We start from the raw sequence: 4,515 nt of genomic DNA on the forward strand, positions 1-4,515 counted from the left end.
GGTTGGTACAGATGATCCAGCAGGCCTTGATCTCCCCGTCGGCCATCTTCCGGAACATCTCGACGGTGCCCTTGCCGACGCCGTCCGCGCGGATCGTGCCCGGGGGCAGCTCCCACAGCTCCTCGGTGAAGGCGCGCTCCGCGTCGACGAGCACGGACCGCTGCCCGGGCAGCCCGGGGCCCATGTAACCCATCTCCCTGCCGCCCATCGCGTTGGGCTGGCCGGTGAGGGAGAAGGGGCCGCTGCCGGGCCGGCAGATCGCGCCGGTGGCGAGATGGAGGTTGACGAGCGCGTTGGTGTTCCAGGTGCCGTGCGTGGACTGGTTGAGGCCCATCGTCCAGCAGCTGGTCCATTCCCGCGCCTCGCCGATCAGCCGGGCGGCCGCGCGGATGTCGTCCTCCGGGATGCCGGTGAGCCCGGCGACGGTGGCGGGCGGGTAGTCGGCGAGGAACCCGGGCAGCGCCTCCCAGCCCTCGGTGTGGGCGGCGATGAAGGCGGGGTCGGTGTGGCCGTTCTCGTGGAGCAGGTGCAGCAGGCCGTTGAGCAGGGCGAGGTCCGTGCCCGGCCTGATCTGCAGGTAGAGGTCGGCCTTGGCGGCGGTGGCCGTGCGGCGCGGGTCGACGACGATCAGCTTCGCCCCGGCCCTGACCCGGTCCATCATGCGCAGGAAGAGGATCGGGTGGCAGTCGGCCATGTTCGACCCGATGACGAGGAAGAGGTCCGCCCGGTCGAGGTCCTGGTACGAGCCGGGCGGGCCGTCGGCACCGAGCGACAGTTTGTAGCCGGTGCCCGCACTGGCCATGCACAGCCGGGAGTTGGACTCGATCTGGTTGGTGCGGATGAAGCCCTTGGCCAGCTTGTTGGCGAGGTACTGCGCCTCCAGGCTCATCTGCCCGGAGACATAGAGGGCCACCGCGTCCGGGCCGTGTTCGTCGACGACCGCCCGCAGCCGTCGTGCCGTCTCCTCGATCGCCGCGTCCACGGCGGCCGGCACCGGCTCCTCCCCCCGCTCGGGCCGGAGGAGGGCCGTGGTCAGCCGGCCGGGTGCGGACAGCATGTCGGCGGTGGTGGCGCCCTTGGTGCACAGCCGGCCGAAGTTCGCGGGGTGCTCCTTGTCGCCCGACGCCTTCAGGACCGTACGGCGGCCGTCCGGTCCGCGGCCGACGTCGAGCACCATGCCGCAGCCCACACCGCAGTACGAGCAGACCGTCCGCACCTTCGAGATGCCGTCGGTCCGCGGGTCGGGCGCGGGCACGGGCGCCTCCTCTGCCTGGTGATCCGTCCGGTTCGTATATGGCGAACGTACGTATCACTCATTACGCCGAGGTCACCTCGGCCGATCACCAGGGGTTAAGCCCGCCGCACAGGTCCGGGACGAGGGGTGTGAGCGGAGCCGACGGTGGCCCGGTGACGCGCAGAATCCGCCGCTCGGACCGGGCCACAGACGGTTTTCGGACGCGTGGCGGAAAGAGCAGCCGGCACAGCCGGGCGTCCGGCATCCCGGACCAGGCTCGATCACCCGGGCGGGCATGGGAGAGGTGACAGGTGCACGTCGATGATTTCGACACGGGCCCACGCCACCTGTGCGAAACCTGTACTGCGCCGCCCGTTCGGGAGTTACTCTCCGGTAAACATCGTGCACCCGGAGGTGGTCCCGCAATGACGCTCGACCGTGCCCAAGGCCTGGCCGAGTCCGCACGCGCACTCGCCGCCGGGGAGGTGACCTCCCGCCGGCTCGTCGAGCGGGCCCTCGCCCGCATCGATGCCACGCAGGGCAGCCTCAACGCCTTCCGGATCGTGCGCGCCGAGGCCGCGCTCGCCGAAGCGGACGCCGCGGACCGGGAGTTGGCCGCCGGGGCACGGGGCCCGTTGCTCGGGGTGCCGGTGGCCGTGAAGGACGACATGGACGTCGCGGGCGAGCCGACGGCGTTCGGCTGCCCGGGCGCCTTCCCGCCGGCCGCCGAGGACGGTGAGGCGGTACGGCGGCTGCGCGCGGCGGGAGCAGTGATCATCGGCAAGACCAACACCTGCGAGCTCGGGCAGTGGCCGTTCACCGAGGGGCCCGCGTTCGGCGACACCCGCAACCCCTGGCACGCCGACCACAGCCCGGGGGGTTCGTCCGGCGGCTCGGCCGCGGCGGTCGCCGCGGGGCTGGTCCCGGCCGCCCTCGGTTCGGACGGCGCCGGTTCGGTGCGGATCCCGGCCTCCTGGACTCACCTGATCGGCATCAAGCCGCAGCGCGGCCGCATCTCCACCTGGCCGCGCGGCGAGGCATTCCAGGGCATCACGGTCAACGGCACCCTGGCACGCACCGTCGCCGACGCGGCCCTGCTCCTCGACGCGGCGAGCGGCAACCACGCACTCGACCCGCACCAGCCGCCGGCCCTGACGGCCTCGGACGCGGTCGGCCGGGATCCCGGGCGGCTGCGCATCGCTCTGTCGCTGAAGCCGCCGTTCACCGCGGTCCCCGCACGCCTGCAGCCAAAGGTGCGCGCCCGGGTGGTCGAACTCGCCGAGAAACTGGCGGCGTTGGGTCACACAGTCGAGGAGGCCGACCCGCCCTACGGCCAGATCGGACTGACCTTCGTGCCGCGCGCCACGGCCGGCATCGCCGAGCACGTCCGCGACACACCCGAGCCCGCGCTGCTCGACCGCCGCACGCGGGATGCCGCCCGGCTGGGCAGGCTGCTGGGCGGGGCACCCCTGCGGGTGGCCCGGCGCGCGGAGGCGGCCCTGCACCGGCGCATCGGCGGGTTCTTCGGGACGTACGACGTGATCCTCGCCCCGACGACGGCCGCTCCCCCGCCCCGGATCGGCTCGATGGCCAACCTCGGCGGTCTGGCCACCGACCGCGCCATGATCGCCGCGTGTCCGTACGCCTGGCCGTGGAACGTCCTGGGCTGGCCCGGGGTGAACGTCCCGGCCGGGTTCGTCGACGGAGGGCTGCCGGTCGGCGCCCAACTGCTGGGCCCGGGCAACAGCGAGGCGCTGCTGATCTCCCTGGCCGCACAGCTGGAGGCGGAGCTGCGCTGGCACGAGCTGTGGCCGCCGGACCACTTGGCCGCGGACGCGCCGGCGGCGTGACGGCGTTCCGCCCGTACCCTGTGACCATGGACGATGCGTCGATGGTGGGGCTCATGGGGCGGGTCACCGGAACGATCGGGCCCGGCCTCGTCGGCGAGGTGATCGTCCGGGTGCGCGGGGGTGCGGAACACTTCCTCGCGTACGCCGCGGACGGGACGGGCCGGATGGAGCGGGGCACGGTGGTGATGGTGGTGGAGTACCTGCCGCCGCGCACGGTCTACGTCACCGCCGCATACGACAGTTGAGCTGCTTGCGCCCCAGGTGAGAGCCGCGCATCAAGATTGCAACAAGGATCCGTCAGCATCTTCTCCATGGGCTTGCGCGGGAGCACACTCCCTTCGTTCGGTGCCGAAAGGGCACCATGCAAAGGGGGCGTATGCCGATGGTTGTCGGCGTCGTTGCGGGGGCGGCGGTCGTTGCCGTCCTCGTGCTGATCGGTCTGTTCAAGATGATGTGGCGGGTCGCCGAGCCGAACGAGGCGCTCATCATCTCCGGTTCCAAGCACCGGACCGAGGGCCTCGAGGAGGGCATGGGATTCCGCATCGTCACGGGGCGGGGCACTCTGGTGCTGCCCGGCGTGCAGGCGGTGCGCAAGCTTTCCCTCGACCTGAACGAGACCGAGTTGTCGGTGGACTGCGTGACCCACCAGGGCATTCCGCTGAAGGTGCGGGGCGTGGTCATCTTCAAGGTGGGCGACGACTTCGTGTCGATCGCCAACGCGGCGCGCCGCTTCCTGGACCAGCAGCGGATGATGTCGGAGCGGGTGCACAACGTCTTCGCCGGTCATCTGCGGTCCATCGTGGGCGGGTTGACGGTCGAGGACATGATCCGCGACCGGGAGAAGCTCACCGGGCAGACCCGCGCTGCCTGCGGCACGGAGATGGAGAAGCTCGGCCTGATCGTCGACTCGCTGCAGATCCACGAGATCGAGGACCCGACCGGGTACATCCAGAACCTGGCGATGCCGCACGCGGCGGCCGTCCAGCGCGACGCACGCATCGCGCAGGCGGAGGCGAATCGTCTCGCCACCGAGGCCGAGCAGCAGTCGTTCGCCCGGATGGCCGAGGCCACCCGGGACAGCGAGATCCTCCAGGCGGGCTACCAGGCCGAGCGGGACAAGGCGGGGGCGAAGGCCAGGCAGGCCGGTCCGCTCGCCGACGCGGCCGCCCGGCAGGAGGTCGTGGTCCAGGAGACACGGGTCGCCGAACTCGAGGCACACCGGCGGGAGCAGCAGCTCCAGGCGGATGTGCGCAAGCCGGCCGACGCCAAGGCCTATGAGAAGCGCACGCTGGCCGAGGCCGAACGTGACGCGCGCATCTCGGGGGCCCAGGCCAAGGCGAAGGAGACGGAGCTCGCGGCGGCGGCCGAGGCGACGCGGGTCAAGACGGCCGCGGGCGCCGAGGCCGAGGCGCTGAAGGCCCGCGGTGAGGC

General features: G+C 72.0%; 4 protein-coding genes. 3 read left to right on the forward strand and 1 reads right to left on the reverse strand.

Annotated features, from left to right (window positions below; genetic code table 11):
* A partial coding sequence (locus tag ACFW2E_RS42105; protein ID WP_384476038.1) for a molybdopterin-dependent oxidoreductase occupies positions 1-1,177 on the reverse strand: 1,177 nt, incomplete at its 3' end.
* A 482-nt stretch (positions 1,178-1,659) separates the two neighbouring features.
* On the opposite strand from ACFW2E_RS42105, the gene ACFW2E_RS42110 reads away from it, so the two are divergent.
* The 3 genes from ACFW2E_RS42110 to ACFW2E_RS42120 all read left to right on the forward strand — a co-directional run.
* Entirely contained in the window at positions 1,660-3,084 is a 1,425-nt protein-coding gene (locus ACFW2E_RS42110) for an amidase (protein ID WP_384476032.1), read from the forward strand.
* Positions 3,085-3,110: 26 nt separating this feature from the next.
* A complete protein-coding gene (locus tag ACFW2E_RS42115; protein ID WP_351667879.1) occupies positions 3,111-3,329 on the forward strand; it encodes a hypothetical protein in 219 nt (72 codons plus the stop codon).
* A gap of 131 nt (positions 3,330-3,460) precedes the next feature.
* Positions 3,461-4,515 (forward strand): SPFH domain-containing protein (locus ACFW2E_RS42120; RefSeq protein ID WP_384476035.1); only part of this gene is annotated, 1,055 nt, incomplete at its 3' end.

The organism is Streptomyces sp. NPDC058964, from assembly GCF_042741275.1.
Classification (GTDB): domain Bacteria; phylum Actinomycetota; class Actinomycetes; order Streptomycetales; family Streptomycetaceae; genus Streptomyces.